General features: G+C 51.6%; 13 protein-coding genes. 6 read left to right on the top strand and 7 right to left on the bottom strand.

The features are described from left to right. Positions 1-334 precede the first annotated feature (334 nt). From ACQUQM_RS00980 to ACQUQM_RS00970, 3 genes are all read left to right on the top strand, one after another. Positions 335-1,741 carry an aspartate ammonia-lyase gene (locus ACQUQM_RS00980; protein WP_432472627.1) on the top strand — a complete coding sequence of 469 codons (1,407 nt, stop codon included), beginning with the start codon at positions 335-337 and terminating at the stop codon, positions 1,739-1,741. Positions 1,742-1,841: 100 nt separating this feature from the next. Then, positions 1,842-3,155: a dicarboxylate/amino acid:cation symporter gene (locus ACQUQM_RS00975; RefSeq protein ID WP_432472626.1), complete on the top strand. Its 1,314-nt coding sequence runs from the start codon at positions 1,842-1,844 to the stop codon at positions 3,153-3,155. Between the two features lie 848 nt (positions 3,156-4,003). Continuing rightward, positions 4,004-4,423 carry a DUF4399 domain-containing protein gene (locus ACQUQM_RS00970; protein WP_432472625.1) on the top strand — a complete coding sequence of 140 codons (420 nt, stop codon included), beginning with the start codon at positions 4,004-4,006 and terminating at the stop codon, positions 4,421-4,423. A gap of 277 nt (positions 4,424-4,700) precedes the next feature. Here the strand turns inward: ACQUQM_RS00970 and ACQUQM_RS00965 are convergent, their stop codons facing one another. Beyond that, complete coding sequence (locus ACQUQM_RS00965) at positions 4,701-5,183, bottom strand: FKBP-type peptidyl-prolyl cis-trans isomerase (protein WP_432472624.1); 483 nt, start codon at positions 5,181-5,183, stop codon at positions 4,701-4,703. Positions 5,184-5,234: 51 nt separating this feature from the next. Further along, positions 5,235-5,705 (bottom strand): transcription elongation factor GreAB, encoded by a 471-nt coding sequence (locus ACQUQM_RS00960; protein WP_432472623.1) that lies wholly within the window; start codon positions 5,703-5,705, stop codon positions 5,235-5,237. A gap of 191 nt (positions 5,706-5,896) precedes the next feature. Between ACQUQM_RS00960 and ACQUQM_RS00955 the strand changes: the two genes are divergently transcribed. Further along, on the top strand, positions 5,897-7,492 hold the full coding sequence (locus tag ACQUQM_RS00955) for an ABC-F family ATPase (protein WP_432472622.1): 1,596 nt from the start codon (positions 5,897-5,899) through the stop codon (positions 7,490-7,492). 64 nt (positions 7,493-7,556) lie between these two features. Here the strand turns inward: ACQUQM_RS00955 and ACQUQM_RS00950 are convergent, their stop codons facing one another. Continuing rightward, complete coding sequence (locus tag ACQUQM_RS00950; protein ID WP_432472621.1) at positions 7,557-8,477, bottom strand: patatin-like phospholipase family protein; 921 nt, start codon at positions 8,475-8,477, stop codon at positions 7,557-7,559. Between the two features lie 242 nt (positions 8,478-8,719). Continuing rightward, a complete protein-coding gene (locus tag ACQUQM_RS00945; RefSeq protein WP_432472620.1) occupies positions 8,720-10,252 on the bottom strand; it encodes a peptidoglycan-binding domain-containing protein in 1,533 nt (510 codons plus the stop codon). 306 nt (positions 10,253-10,558) lie between these two features. Here ACQUQM_RS00945 and ACQUQM_RS00940 point away from each other — a divergent pair, with 306 nt between their 5' ends. Together ACQUQM_RS00940 and ACQUQM_RS00935 are read left to right on the top strand one after the other, a co-directional pair. Continuing rightward, entirely contained in the window at positions 10,559-10,966 is a 408-nt protein-coding gene (locus tag ACQUQM_RS00940) for a PA2779 family protein (RefSeq protein WP_432472619.1), read from the top strand. Beyond that, entirely contained in the window at positions 10,944-11,948 is a 1,005-nt protein-coding gene (locus tag ACQUQM_RS00935) for a PA2778 family cysteine peptidase (protein WP_432472618.1), read from the top strand. The genes ACQUQM_RS00940 and ACQUQM_RS00935 overlap by 23 nt, the downstream gene beginning before the upstream one ends. A gap of 101 nt (positions 11,949-12,049) precedes the next feature. On the opposite strand, the gene ACQUQM_RS00930 is transcribed toward ACQUQM_RS00935, so the two are convergent. The 3 genes from ACQUQM_RS00930 to ACQUQM_RS00920 are packed head-to-tail and all read right to left on the bottom strand — an operon-like array spanning position 12,050 to position 14,384. Beyond that, positions 12,050-12,622 carry a nitrous oxide reductase accessory protein NosL gene (locus tag ACQUQM_RS00930; protein ID WP_432472617.1) on the bottom strand — a complete coding sequence of 191 codons (573 nt, stop codon included), beginning with the start codon at positions 12,620-12,622 and terminating at the stop codon, positions 12,050-12,052. Then, entirely contained in the window at positions 12,622-13,449 is an 828-nt protein-coding gene (locus ACQUQM_RS00925; protein ID WP_432472616.1) for an ABC transporter permease, read from the bottom strand. The genes ACQUQM_RS00930 and ACQUQM_RS00925 overlap by 1 nt, the downstream gene beginning before the upstream one ends. After that, positions 13,446-14,384: an ABC transporter ATP-binding protein gene (locus ACQUQM_RS00920; protein WP_432472615.1), complete on the bottom strand. Its 939-nt coding sequence runs from the start codon at positions 14,382-14,384 to the stop codon at positions 13,446-13,448. Before ACQUQM_RS00920 ends, ACQUQM_RS00925 begins: the two co-directional genes overlap by 4 nt. Position 14,385 lies beyond the last annotated feature (1 nt).

The raw sequence follows: 14,385 nt of genomic DNA, 5'->3' as shown, positions 1-14,385 counted from the left end.
ACTGACATAAAAATTAGAACAAACCGCGAAATTGCCAACCTGTTACCCCCTGTTACGACAGCCTAAGCCTCCCCCCCTAACCCTATAACCCTGGTTATAGCCATAACCGCCGTTATATCTTCCCGATCGCCTGTGCTGACTGGCACACAGCTGATTTTAATGAAAACACAGCACCCTGTTCTATAACCAAAGTTATAGCCATAGATAACAAATCTTTACAAATAAAAAGCAATAAATTCTATTAACAAACAAAGAGTTAAAGACAAAAGCATAACATTGGCACCGGCCTTGCTCTGATAACAGTGACAGATAATAACAAGAGCACAGCGCCACCATGACACACACAACCGCGACCCGCACCGAGAAAGACCTGCTCGGTGAAGCCCAGATCCCTGCCACGGCTTACTATGGTATACAGACCTGGCGAGCCCAGCAGAATTTCGACCTCAGTGGCGTCACCCTCAGCCACTTCCCACAATTAGTACGCGCACTGGCGATGGTGAAACAAGCCGCTGCCCGCGCCAATAAGCAACTCGGCTATCTTGAAGATTCCCGCGCAGAGATCATTGATACAGCCTGCCAGCAAGTTATCGACGGCGCCCATCACGATCAGTTCGTAGTCGACATGATTCAGGGCGGAGCCGGCACCTCGACCAATATGAACGCCAACGAAGTGATCGCCAACATCGGGCTTAAGCTGATGGATCACAATATGGGTGACTATCAGCAGCTTCACCCGAACAACGACGTCAACATGTCGCAGTCCACCAACGATGCTTATCCTACCGCCGTACGCGTGGCCATTCTGCTCAGTCACGGTGATCTTGTAGTGGCACTGCGTTCACTGCAGCTGGCACTGGCTGATAAAGCGCTGGAATTCGCCGATGTGATAAAGATGGGCCGTACTCAGCTGCAGGATGCCGTGCCGATGACCCTCGGTCAGGAGTTCCAGAGCTGGGCAACAACCCTGGGCGAAGATGTCGAGCGTATCGCTGGCCTGGCCGAACTACTCACCGAAATTAACCTCGGCGGTACCGCTATCGGCACCGGCATCAATGCCGATGAACGCTATGGTAAACGCGCCGTTTCTGAGCTCGCACGGATCAGCGGCTATCCACTGATTCAGGCTACTGACCTGGTCGAGGCCAGCTCGGATATGGGCGCATTCGTGCTGTTCTCCAGCATGCTTAAGCGCCTGGCGATCAAGCTTTCAAAAATTGCCAATGACTTGCGTCTGCTGAGCATGGGACCACGTGCGGGACTCAACGAAATCAACCTGCCAGCGCAGCAGCCCGGCAGTTCGATCATGCCCGGCAAAATCAATCCGGTAATCCCCGAGGCTGTTAATCAGGTGGCCTATCAGGTGATGGGCAACGACCTTGCGGTGTCTTTCGCCGCCGAAGCAGGTCAGCTGCAGCTCAACGCGATGGAGCCGCTGATCGCCTACAACGTACTGGAGTCGATCCGCCTGATCAGCAAGGCGATGCCGATGCTGGAAAAACGCTGTATCAGCGGCATCACCGCCAATGTCGAGGTTTGCCGGACACAGGTAGATAACAGCATCGGCGTAGTCACCGCACTCAATCCACATATCGGTTACGACAACGCCACCCGTCTTGCAAAGGCAGCGCTGGCCAGCGGTCGCAGTGTGATCGATCTGGTGCGCGAAGAAGCGCTGCTCTCACCCGAGCAACTTGAAGAAGTATTAAAACCCGAAAACATGATTCGCCCGGGCCGCTAAACGGCCCAGACTTTTTAGAAAAAGGCTTTAACCGCAACAACCTGAAAAAAACCTAAAACAACAGCTTAAAAATAACAAAAAATCACGAGAGGCTTACTTTATGTCTATTACAACGTCATCCGCGCAACAGGGCGGACTCTGGAGCAACCTTGCTCTGTGGAAAAAGATCCTGATCGGCATGATTGCCGGCATCATCGTCGGCGCCATCATGGGACCGGATGCCGAGATGCTGAAACCGATCGGCACCCTGTTTATCAACGCTATCAAGATGCTGATAGTACCTCTGGTATTCTGTTCTCTGGTGGTGGGTGTAACCGCCATGCAGGACAGCGCCAAGATGGGTCGCATGGGTCTCAAATCCATCATTATCTATCTCATGACCACCGCCGTTGCTATCACTATCGGTTTAGGTCTGGGTACTTTGCTTGAGCCGGGTGCCGGCCTGAACATGGTCGCCGATGCGAATGCTGCGGCAGCCGCAAAAGAGGCGCCAAGCCTGGTCAGCACTATTATCAATCTGATCCCTAAAAACCCTATCGAAGCGCTGGCAGGTGGTAAAATCCTGCAGATTATCGTCTTCGCACTGGGTCTGGGTATCGCATTGAACATGATCGGCGAGAAAGGCGAGCCAGCAGTAAAAATCTTCAACAGCCTGGCTGAAGCGATGTTTAAGCTGACCGAGCTGGTGATGAAGTTCGCACCTTACGGCATCTTCGCGCTGATGGCCTGGGTCGCCGGTAAGTACGGTATGGATGTCCTGTTGCCGCTGTTCAAAGTGATCGGTGCGGTCTACCTTGGCTGCGTGCTGCACGTGTTGGTTGTCTATACCGGTGCGATCTCTTTCATCGCAGGCCTGCCTCCAATGCAATACCTGAAAGGTATCGTCAACGCACAGATGATGGCTTTCTCGTCTACAAGTAGCTCCGGCACACTGCCGGTCAGCATCCGCTGTGCCCGCGAAAACCTGGGTGTATCTAAAGGTACCGCCAGCTTCGTACTGCCGCTGGGTGCAACTATAAACATGGATGGCACCGCACTGTATCAGGGTGTTGCTGCCCTGTTTGTTGCCCAGGCGTTCGGTATCGATCTGAGCACCGCCGACTACCTGACCATTATCGCCACCGCAACACTGGCTTCTGTCGGTACTGCAGGCGTTCCCGGTGCAGGCCTGATCATGCTGTCACTGGTACTGACTACTGTCGGCCTGCCGATGGAAGGCCTGGCAATCATCGCCGGTATCGACCGCATCCTGGATATGGCTCGCACCAGCGTAAACGTCTCCGGCGACCTGATGGTTTCCGTCCTGATCGGCAAGTCCGAAGGTGAACTGGATGAATCTATCTATAACGCCGCTGAGCCTGTATCTGAGCCAGAAGTCGAAACTGAAAGCATCACCGCTACGCGGACAGCTTAAAAGCAGTGGCTAGAACGTCGCTCCGCGACTCGCTAGTGGCTAGATCGCCGAACAAGTTCGGCTGCTAGAAAAAGAGAAGATCAAAACCAAAAAAACCGCCAACTGGCGGTTTTTTTTATGCCCGCAACGTGGGCATGTTTTTTCTAACAACTGCTTTTAAGCTTTTTAGAACCGTAGGTTGGGTTAGCGCAGCGTAACCCAACATCACTAACTGAATGAGATATATCCACATCAGATCAATTGCTTAGCCGCATTACTCTCTCACGAAACAGGGTCCAATAAATGAAACTCTCTGCCTTATTTCCTGCTTAATGGCAGTGGCTATAAAAAGGCGAAGATCAAAACCAAAAAAACCGCCAGCTGGCGGTTTTTTTGCCCGCAACGCGGGCACGTTTTTTCTAACAACTGCTTTTAAGCTTTTTAGAACCGTTGGTTGGGTTAGCGTAGCGTAACCCAACATCACTCCCTTAATGAGACACTCCTTTCTTAGATCAATTACCTAGTTGCATACTTCTATCAAGAAATATGATCGAATAAATGAAACACTCTGCCCTATTCCCGATGTTGGGCATCGCTACGCTCCAACCAACCTACACTTACAATGGGTTCCGATGAACCCCTTGCCCAAGTGCTGAAAGAAGACTCTTTCGGGCAACCAGCAAGCAGCTCTGTTTGCTACATTCGAGCTACTGCCGTCCCGATTTTTCTAGCTACTAGCAGGAAAGCTTGCTTTCCGTTCTAGCCACTGCTTTTAAAAGCTGCGTTCTGATTTTACAGGCAGCGGTAACAGCGGTGGGCTATGCTGATGTTTGTCTCAAAGTACAATCCGACAATAAAGGAGTATGGCTATGATTAAGGCACTTCTGACAGCGGCGCTTGCAGCAATAGTCAGTACAGGAGCTATCGCAGAGCATCATCAAACCAGTTCACCGGAGGGCGCCAAGGCCTACATTATATCTCCGGCAGACGGTGCCGTCGTAGCGACAAGTTTCAGCGTTAAATTTGGTCTCTCGGGGATGGGGGTTGCACCCGCGGGAACAGACAAAGCCAATACTGGTCATCATCATCTGCTGGTTGATGGCAAAGCGCTACCCGATATGAATCAGGCGCTGGGCCAAAATGTGACACATTTCGGCGGCGGGCAGACAGAAACAACCCTGACGCTGACACCGGGAACCCATACCCTGCAGCTCATTCTGGGGGATAAGGGCCACGTACCCCATAACCCTCCTGTAGTGTCAGACAAGATCACTATCACCGTAAAATAAGCACCCCAACAAAAAAGGAGGCAACGCCTCCTATTTTGTCTCACTACTAAAAATCAATGCAAACCGTTCTATGACTGCGGCCTAATAAAAGTTGGGCATCGCTCCGCTCAGACCAACCTACGCTTACAATGGACGCCCTTGATGCCCACACCAAAACTTTGATAGAAGGCTTTTTCCAGCCACTAGCAGGAAAGCTTGCTTTCCGTTCTAGCGAGCGGCGCAGCCGCGTTCTAGCGAGGAAAACTTGTTTTCCGGTCTGATACTAAGCGCTCCGCGCTTAGTGTTGGTGCCCACCTTCACCGTGTGCGTGACCGTGGGAGACTTCTTCCGCCGTAGCATCACGGGTCCCCATAATTTCGATATCGAAGGTCAGGGTCTTGCCAGCAAGAGGGTGGTTGTTATCGACGGTAACCATGAACTTACCGACTTTAACCACGGTAACCTGACGCAGGCCCTGTTCGGTGTGAACGGTGCCGACCATCCCTTTACGCCATTTCTTGGCGCCCTGCAGGTGCTTAACCGGGATGCGTTGTTCGCAGTCTGGAAGGAATTCACCATAGGCGTCTTTCGCTTCCAGGGTTACGGAAAAAGTGTCGCCGACCTCTTTGCCGTCCATCGCCGCTTCCAGGCCGCTGATCATATTGTCATGGCCATGCAGGTAGGCCATTGGCGCGCCACCGCGGGTGGTCTCTTCAACACTGTTGTCCGCGTCGGTCAGGTTATAGTGGAACTGAACTACTTTATCTTTTACAACGCTCATCAAATATCCTGCTGAATAAACTATTACCGAAGGCCCCGGATTATACCTGAGCTATTTCAATTCGGTAATCTCAAACTCCCCCTGTGGCAGACTTACCATATCTCCCACCTGCTTGCCTATCACTGCAGCCCCTAACGGCGCCTCGGGGGTCACTACGGTCACGGTATAGCTGTTAAATTCAATATGTATGCCGCCACCGGCAGGGCCGATGAACAGGTGCTTTACTTCACCTTTGTCGTCTTTCAGTGTGACCAGCGCAGATAATCCAGCGGGAGTATCTTCATCGAAGTCTCTGACCACCAGATTGCGGTAGTCAGCCAGGTCCATCTCCAGTTCCTGCACCCGTTTGGACTGCCCATGGGCCAGATAAGAGGCCTCCAGACCTATGGTATCGTATTGCGTTTCCGGTACGCTTTCGTCATGAATAGCCGCTTCCCGCGCCTCATTGGCCGCTTCCATATTGACCTCAAGATCAGCCTGTAAGCGGGTGGATATCTGAACTAACAGCTGCTGCTTATCCATAGAAAAATCCTTATACGAATCTTGCAGTCCCAGTGACTGCATTGTTAAAAAAAGCTATCAACACCCTTAAAAAGAAAACCTGCCGGCACTATTAAAAAGACAGCCCCGGCGCTAAATATCGAATACTTTATGCACAATTTATGGGACAATGCGCGGCTAATTTTTATGATACTAAATTCTGGATTCCTGCTTTGCTAACTACCGCCAATATCACAATGCAGTTTGGCTCTAAGCCTCTGTTTGAAAACATCTCTGTCAAATTCGGTGAAGGCAACCGCTACGGCCTGATCGGGGCCAACGGTTGCGGCAAATCAACGCTGATGAAAATTCTCGGTGGTGATCTTGAAGCCTCTTCAGGTACCTTCAGTAAAGCTCCTAATGAGCGTATCGGTAAGCTGCGTCAGGATCAGTTCGCCTTTGAAGAGTATAGCGTAATTGATACGGTAATCATGGGCCACAATGAACTCTGGGAAGTAAAGCAGGAACGTGATCGCATTTACAGCCTGCCGGAGATGAGCGAAGAGGAAGGCATGGCTGTGGCCGATCTGGAAGTTCAGTTTGCTGAACTCGATGGCTACACTGCGGAATCCCGCGCAGGTGAGCTTCTTTTAGGCCTGGACATTCCGATTGAACAGCACTTCGGCCCGATGAGTGAAGTAGCCCCTGGCTGGAAGCTGCGGGTACTGCTGGCTCAGGCGTTGTTCGCCGATCCGGATATCCTGCTGCTGGACGAGCCTACAAACAACCTGGATATCAACACTATCCGCTGGCTGGAAAGCGTGCTGAACGAGCGTAACAGCACTATGATCATCATCTCCCACGACCGTCACTTCCTGAACAGTGTCTGCACCCATATGGCGGATCTGGATTACGGTGAGCTGCGGGTATATCCGGGTAACTACGATGACTACATGATCGCCAGCACCCAGCTGCAGGAACGCCTGCATTCTGAAAATGCCAAGAAGAAAGCTCAGGTCGCCGAACTGCGCAGCTTCGTAAGCCGTTTCTCTGCTAACGCATCTAAAGCGAAACAGGCAACATCCCGTGCCCGCCGGATCGAAAAGATCGAGATGAACGATATCAAACCGTCGAGCCGTCAGAGCCCGTATATCCGTTTCGATCAGGAAAAGAAACTGCACCGCCTGGCGCTGGAAGTGGAAGGCCTGACTAAAGGCTTCGATGGTACGCCACTGATCAAAGATCTGGACCTGATGGTCGAAGTCGGCCAGCGTATCGCTATTATCGGGCCTAACGGTATCGGTAAAACAACCTTACTGCGCTGCCTGTTTGGCGACCTTGAGCTTAATAGCGGTGAAGTAAAATGGTCTGAAAACCATAACATCGGCTACTACGCACAGGATCACGCCCACGAGTTTTCCGAAGATATGAACCTGTTCGACTGGATGGCACAGTGGACTAAGTCCGGCGCCGATGAGCAGGTTATCCGTGGTTCCCTCGGCCGCATGCTGTTCTCGCAGAACGACATCAAAAAATCCGTCAAGGTACTGTCCGGTGGAGAGAAAGGCCGTATGTTGCTGGGTAAACTGATCCTGCAACAGCCAAACATCCTGCTGATGGATGAGCCGACCAACCACATGGATATGGAATCCATCGAGGCGCTGAACCTGGCGCTGGAAAACTTCGAAGGCACACTGATCTTCGTCAGCCACGACCGGGAGTTTGTATCTTCCCTGGCGACCCGGGTGATCGAATTGCAGCCAGAAGGCCTGACCGACTTTCAGGGCGGCTATGAGGAATACCTCAAGAGCCAGGGCATTGCCGGTTAACCCTGTTTTTCAGAGATTCTGCTTCCGGCTCTTCTTGCCGGGAGCGGAATTCTTTTACCCCCCCCTATTCAAAAAAACCTTCAATTTCAGCCTTATGAGTGCGTAGCAATTTTCGGGCTACCGACTTAAGGTTTTCTATATTCCCCTGCGTGGCGTTATCAAGATCGTCAGACGCATGTTCCAGAGCGTACTGCAGGCGCAGGTAATTACCCTCAAGCAACTCTGTCATCTGGTAGTCTGCCGCATCGCTGACGCCGTCGAAAATACAGCCCATGACTGGCTGCGCCCATTCCAGTTTGCCCCAGCCACGGGCTTCTTCATAGGCAATAGGACGAACCAGCTCGCCGGTGCCTAGCGATAGTAATTTTATCTCCTCACCGGGAAATAGCTTTTTAGCTTCGACATAGGCGGATACCGCCGGATTGTTGATATACACACCGCCATCGACTAATGCTCTCATAGCACCGTCGACCGCTACCAAAGCCGGTTCAAAATAGGTCGGTGCAGCCGAGGTTGCGCGGGCGACATGACGCATTTCCAGGCCCTGATGTTCGCCATGCCAGCTCTTAAAGAAGAGCGGAGTACGCCCCTGAATATCGTAACTGGGAATCAGCGTCGGCTTAAGACCTGCACCCATCAGCTGATCCGACAAATATTCATCCAGCACAGTTTCCAGCCCCTGTGCCGAATACTTTTCATCACTCAGCCCCCCGGCGGTAGACACCCCTTTCCATACCGAGCGACTGAATATGTCCCGCCCCCGATCCTCATAGATTTTGGATATCTGTAAAGCACTGAACCGCGCCTCCCCGGCACCATCGTCAACAGTTACACCTAACGCTATGATACCGCCGGTGGATGTACCACAAATAAGGTCGAATAACTGGTGCGTTCGCTTGCCGGTTTTTTTCTCCAAATCCGCCAGCACCAATGCAGGTATAAGGCCACGGATTCCACCGCCATCGATCGACAGAACATATTTCATATCAGCCTCCATACTGTTATCGCCCGGGAAAGAGCCTATGAATAATTCCTTTAAAAGTGATTAATAAATAGCACTGCGACAATAAAACGCAAACATTGGTTTAATTTTAAGAACAGCACATCCCTGTGGCCAAAACATTCCCTGCATCCTGAACATCAAAAAGCCAGCGAATGCTGGCTTTAATCACTACTTAACAGTCTTGCTCAATAGCCCGACTCTTAAGTCACGCTCTTAAGTCATGGTCAGAGTTTTACCTGCAGGGCATTAACCGTTTGCATATTGATGTAATCATCAGTCGGCAGAGAGCTGGCGCGCTGGAAAGCATTCACCGCTGCCATTGTTTCTACACCGACTACGCCATCGATCGAACCCGGGTTATAGCCCTGAGCCAGCAGCGCCCGCTGAATATCTCTGATTGTCGCGACGGTCATATTGGTCTCACAGAGAATCGAACGCCACTCCATAAAACCATCTTTCTCCAGTCTACTCAGCTTCACCGTTTCATATTCGGCCGGTATATCGAAACGCTTCTCCTGAGCATAAGCGACCAGCTTACGCACCTCGATCGTTTCAAATTGTGCCGGGATCTCGGTCTTTTCGAAACCGGCTTGTTTGACGACTACGGTACGCTCTACCGTTTCATACTGTGTCGGACGTTCGGTCAGACAGATCTTATTCCCGGTACGGGTGGCTTTCGGGTGCTCCGTGTTATGCACTTCATGCCAGACAAAAGAGGCTTCTGCCGCTTTGCGGGTCAGGGCAACATCAGAATATTCCGCCGCCACCGCCTTGCGTTCTTCACGGGGTTGCGAGACCAGCTCCTTCACTTTAACCGTTTCATATTCGGCAGGTATCTCAACCTGACGGGTAGTCGCAGGAGAAGCCAGAACTCGCTTAGTGACGGTTTTATAAGTTGCCGGCACGTCCACCAGGCACATAATTTCACCGGTGGCGGCATCGATTCTCTGAATCGGACCGGTACCTTTCTTCCATACAGTATGAGCCGGTACATCAATAACCTGCTCCGTCAGGGTCTGATACTGCGCGGCAGTCTCTTCGATTCGCGTACTGGCCTGCTTGACCAGTACCCGCTTCTCGACCCAACGATACTGAGCCGGTATTACGCCAACTTCATCGTAAGCCTCTTTGGTTAGTACTGATTCATTAACCTGTTCAAAACGGGCTGGCAGATAATGCTCATGGAAACACATGCCCGGCTCCGCCAGGCCCAGATCGATTCCGTGAGCCGAGGCCGCAGCCAACAGGTTCTCACTGGCCGGAGCACTCTTCAGCGGGCGGTCGATACGCCATACCCGTTCCGCCTCTCGCACCAGTTTCTGTTCGCTGATCCGGTCGTATTGCGCCGCTACCGGTGTCATTTTAAAGCTGGCAGGCTGGACCTGCAGGGTCTCTTCAACGGTTTCATAGCGGGCCGGAATAATCTCAAGCCGTTCGCTGGCATCTTTCACCAGCACCAACTCGGTGTATTCTTTATAGCTTGGTTCGACCCAGACCCGGGCATAACATTCACCGGATTTGGCATTGGGTGGCAACAGTTCATCACCGGCTTGCGCTGAGTGCATCCGGGCGTCTTTCGCTTCGGCTTCGCGACGCGCCAGATCTTTTTCCCGCTCCACAAGAATCTGGTTACGCTGCTCGAGTTCGGCGGCGGTATACGCGGATGAGTTTTGTACATTATTGGAACTACAACCTGCCAGAATGACAGCTGCAGATAGAAGGCAGAGACCGGTTTTGGCCTGACGTGGCATATGCATACATCCTCCTTGATGCTTAAACCTACCTTGGTATGTCAGCAATATACATGATCGCTGGAGAAAGTATAACCGGTAAAACACCTGCTTTTTCAATAAACTATCGAGCCTGCCAGAGAACAGATCTGCTGTAATTTACTTAACAAACAGCCTGCAGCACGCCAACTATAAACTACAATAGAACGATCAGCTGTTTAGATTCTAACCAATTTAATTGATCCTTCGGGGGGCTACGGACCAATTCCACAGACTCCATTGTCAATCAGCGGCGCGGTAAGCTTTTGCTGCGCAAGGAAACAGGCAAATATTATGATGTCTCATGAATATCTCAGACGGTCATTAATCGTCCGCTTACTTATCGCTCTGGTGCTGAGCTTCAGTTTTCAGAGCAGCGTTGTAAATGCAGCCATAGTACCGACCGAAACTGTCATTCAGATGGAGCAGCAGCAATACACGAAACAGCAATTGCTGCAATCACTGGAATCCGCAGAGCTGCAACAGCAACTGTTAACCATGGGAGTCGATCCGGACGTACTGGAAGAACGCATAGCCAGCCTGACCGATGCGGAGATCAGCCAGTTAAACGCTCAACTTGAAACACAACCCGCCGGTGAAGGCTTCTTTGGTCTCATCGCGCTATTCTTTGTGGTATTCATAATCACTGATGCACTCTGTGCCACGGATCTGTTCAGTTTTGTTAACTGTATTAATCGCTAAACAGCTATTGCTGCTCAACCTGGTCGCCGGCTTGCTGCTGGTAACCGGTTGCAGTATCAACCAGTCGATGCTGGCGCAGCTGAAAGCTAATCCGGCGATAAACGGATCTGCCGAACTACAGGGGCTGGCCCATTTTCCGCAGCAGTACGATCAGTGCGGCCCCGCGTCACTGGCCACTGTACTGGCTTTTAACGGCGTTCAGGCAAGCCCGCAACAACTTAAACCTCACCTATATATTCCGGCGAAGGGCGGTACCCTGACAGTAGAGTTAGTGGCCCGAGCAAGACAATATGGCCTGGTCGCTTATGCGCTGACACCGAAACTGGAAGATATATTTTTGGAACTGGATGCTGGTCATCCGGTTCTGGTGATGCAGAATCTTGGCTTGAGGTCACTGCCAAAGTGGCATTTTGCAGTTGCCATCGGCTATAACCTGGAACAACAGCAAATACTGTTACGGTCCGGCCCTGATATTCGCTACCCCACCGATCTGACACTGTTCAAACAAACCTGGGACAACGCTGATAACTGGGCACAGGTAATTCTGCCGCCTGATAAGTTGCCAGCTACCGCCACCTTGCCCCGCTATATGCAGGCAGCTAACACACTGGAGCAACTTGATCAGCTGGACAGCGCATTCATGGCTTATCAGCAGGCAGCAGAGCGCTGGCCCGATAGCCCTGCGCCGCTGCTGGGGCTTGGCAACATCAGCTACAGCCATCAGCGTTATGCTGATGCTGTGAACTATTTCCAACGCTACATCAAAACCTCACCAGACCCCGCACCCGGCTGGAATAACCTGGCCTATGCTCTGATGGCTGCAGGCTGCAGAACATCTGCTCTTAATGCTATTAACTGTGCTATATCCTTAGCACCCGATCAGCCAGGCTATAACGCCAGTTTGCAGGAACTGACTTCAGATACGGGTTCAGGCAACGTAACCGCATCCTGTGCGTTGCCCAATTGCAAACGGCCGTTGTAATAGCTTTTCACGCTTCGCTTTTTTTCGGCTACTTTTTCCTTAGCCTGCAGACATAAAAAAGCCAGCACTGAGGCTGGCTTAGTGACTCAGAGAACAGAGCATTACTCGGTTGCATGCGTACGCAGGCTATTCATACTCACCAGCAGATCTAAGGTAACCTCTTCAAAGGTATATACTTTACCGCCTTCTGCGGCAGCAAAAGCATCAGCATCAGCCTGTTTAGAGAAACTGGCCAGAGTAGGCCCCATAGCCCCTTTCTTACCGTGACCTATCACATAGAATGCCAGTTTAGCGTCAATATAGGTTTCCTCATCAGGATGATCCCAGGGGGTTACCGCCATATCATGCACATATGCCTGCTGAATATTATGCTGATTCTCCGGGTCAACGATAAAAGCAAACATATCCCGCGTTGAGCAGAACCGCATATTGCCGTTAATGCCCCTTGAATAGAGCTGCCCCTTCGGCCCGGGATAATTGGTAATTATCATACCGCACAGGTGGCATTCGTCGCTGCTTTGAAGCGCTACGACCTGCTGTACCATCGCAGCATCTTTATCTTCACCGCCACACCCCACAAGCAGAGCGACAGGGAGTAGTATCAATGCTGAAAACTTTGCCAGCTTGTTTAATACCAGCCTCTTCAACACCTGCTTATTCAAAAAGAATTTCATTACAGCCCTCGCTTGTTGAAGATCGCCATCGCCAGCGTTACTGGCAGTGCCAGCCACACCAACAGACAGCCAAACAGCGATGCAGTCGAGAACTGGGTCTGCTGAGCAATCGCCATCAACCCGGTCAGGTTCTGGTCGGCAAAATAGGTGATATTTACTAAGCGGAAAATGTCGGTCGGGTTAAGTAGCAACAGGTAGGGGAACATCGCTTCATCGACATTACCCTGGGTGCCAACCAACATGCCCAACAGGCCAAGATCGAACACCAGAACAAAGATAAACCAGGTGATAAGAGCTATACCGGCGGCCTTGGATTTCTCGGATACTGACGCACTGATAACATACGCGATCGCAATAAAGATCCAGCCCAGCAGCATCGCTGAGAAGATAAACGCCGCGTAGGGCCCGATCAGCTCACCCCAGGTAGTCGTACCTGAGAATATGCCCATCATAAGCGCGGAGGAGCCAAAACCAACCAAGGTCGAAAAGGCCATCACCGCGCCCTGCCCGACCATCTTGCCCAGCAAGAGCTGCCAGCGCGACAAAGGGTAGGTCATCAACAGCAGCAGTGTGCCATTCTCATCTTCACCGACTACGCCATCATAGGCCAGCATCAGTGCAATCAGCGGAATGATAAACACCGCCAGGCTGGCCAGGCTGACAATAGTCGTGGACAGCGAGGTGAAGCCAACCTTACCCGCCGCAGCGGCACCAAAGTAAGCCAGACCGATCGCCAGTACGGCGAATATAATGCAGATAGACAGCACCCAGCGGTTACGCAGGCCGTCGTGAAACTCTTTATTAGCAACCGTTAAAATCGCACTCATTGGGCTGCCTCCTGTACTGCGCTCACACCAGAACCGGTATGGGACTCGATAAAGTGGGTATAAAGATCTTCCAGCGATGGCAGGTGAACATCCAGGTTACTCAGACCCGGTATTCCGACCAGCTGCTGCATTGCCGCCATCTTATCCGGCAGAGCGATATCCAGACGGGTGCCCGATTCATCCTGACTAGCCTTAGCTGCCAGATGTTCCGGTAGTACCAGATCATTGCCCTGCAGGTGGAAGGTCGCCGGTAGGTCAGCCTGGTGGCGCAGGTCATTTATGCTGCCCTCGGCCAGCAAATTTCCCTGACCCAGGATCAACGCCCGGTCGATGTATTTCTCAACACCCGGCAAAACATGGGAACAAAGGATTACAGTACAACCCTGCTGTTTAAGGGTTTCGATACGGCGGTAGAAATCCTGTGTCGCGATAGGATCGAGACCGACGGTCGGCTCATCAAGCAGTAACAACTTAGGTTCGCCCAACAGTGCCTGAGCCAGACCAAGGCGCTGACGCATCCCTTTGGAATAGGTCTTAACCCGGCGCTTACCCGCCTGACTAAGGCCTACCTGTTCAAGCAGATTAAAGCAGCTTTTCTTAGATACACCCTTGAGGCGGGCAAAGTATTGCAGTACTTCAAGACCGGTTAACTGGTCATAAAAACTAACATTCTCTTGCAGGAAACCCAGCTTTCGGCGCAGATTCCTGGCTTCTGACTGAGTCGGATCTTCGCCAAAAACTTTGACCTGACCAGAAGTCGCGCCGATCAGCCCCAGAATCAGTTTAATGGTGGTGGTTTTACCGGCACCGTTATGGCCAAACAGGCCCAGCACTTCACCCTGGCGTATCTCTAAATTAAGTTTATTGAGGGCACTGACACCCTGGTACTTCTTTTCAACTTGTTGCAATTCAACAATGTTCATCGCACTACTCATA

It is taken from the genome of Amphritea sp. HPY (assembly GCF_050870985.1).
GTDB lineage: Bacteria > Pseudomonadota > Gammaproteobacteria > Pseudomonadales > Balneatricaceae > Amphritea.
This window is presented reverse-complemented; position numbering and strand designations above follow the sequence as displayed.